Genomic DNA, 604 nt, shown 5'->3' with positions numbered 1-604 from the left:
GGCGAGCGTGACGGCGGCGCGGTTCGCGACGGTGACCCGCGCGACGTCCGAGGTGCCGGTGTTGCCGGCGCGTCGGTGGCCAGAGCACGCACCTCGGAGGTGCCGTCGGCGCCGGTGGTGGTGTCGTAGGAGCAGGTCGCGCTGCCGCCGGTGCGGGTGCAGACCGTGGTCCAGTCGCCGCCGGGCGGGGGCGCACCTGCACCTGCACGGACGCGACGCCCGACTCGGCGTCCGTCGCCGTGGCCGTGACCGTGACCGTGCCGGTGGCGGTGGCCGGGGCGCTCACCGTGACGGTCGGGCGGGTCCAGTCCGAGGAGGCGGCGACGGTGGCGGTGCTGGCGCTCTGCGAGGTGTAGGCGGCCGAGGAGAACTGGGCCGTGCCGAGGGCGAGCACGCCGCTCACGGCGGCGAGGGCGACCAGGACTCGGCGGCTCATCGGTGCTCCTTCGGGGGTTCTGCTGGGGACGTCGTCCACGCTACGGAGCGTCGATCCACGCGTTCTCCACGCGCGCTCCCCGCCCGCTCCACGGTCGGGAGCGGAGGCCGGGCGTCAGGCCCGGACGGGCGCGGCCTCGGCGACCGGGGGGCTTGCGGCCCCGGCTCG

At 77.2% G+C, this 604-nt stretch carries 1 protein-coding gene; it reads right to left on the bottom strand.

Going from position 1 to position 604, the window contains the following annotated elements:
- Positions 1-436, bottom strand: a 436-nt coding sequence (locus tag AC2W7G_RS18090; RefSeq protein ID WP_485869650.1) for a hypothetical protein, incomplete at its 3' end; no start/stop codon positions are given.
- Positions 437-604: the final 168 nt, after the last annotated feature.

This window comes from Aeromicrobium sp. PFPM2_SD2, assembly GCF_057364525.1.
This window is presented reverse-complemented; position numbering and strand designations above follow the sequence as displayed.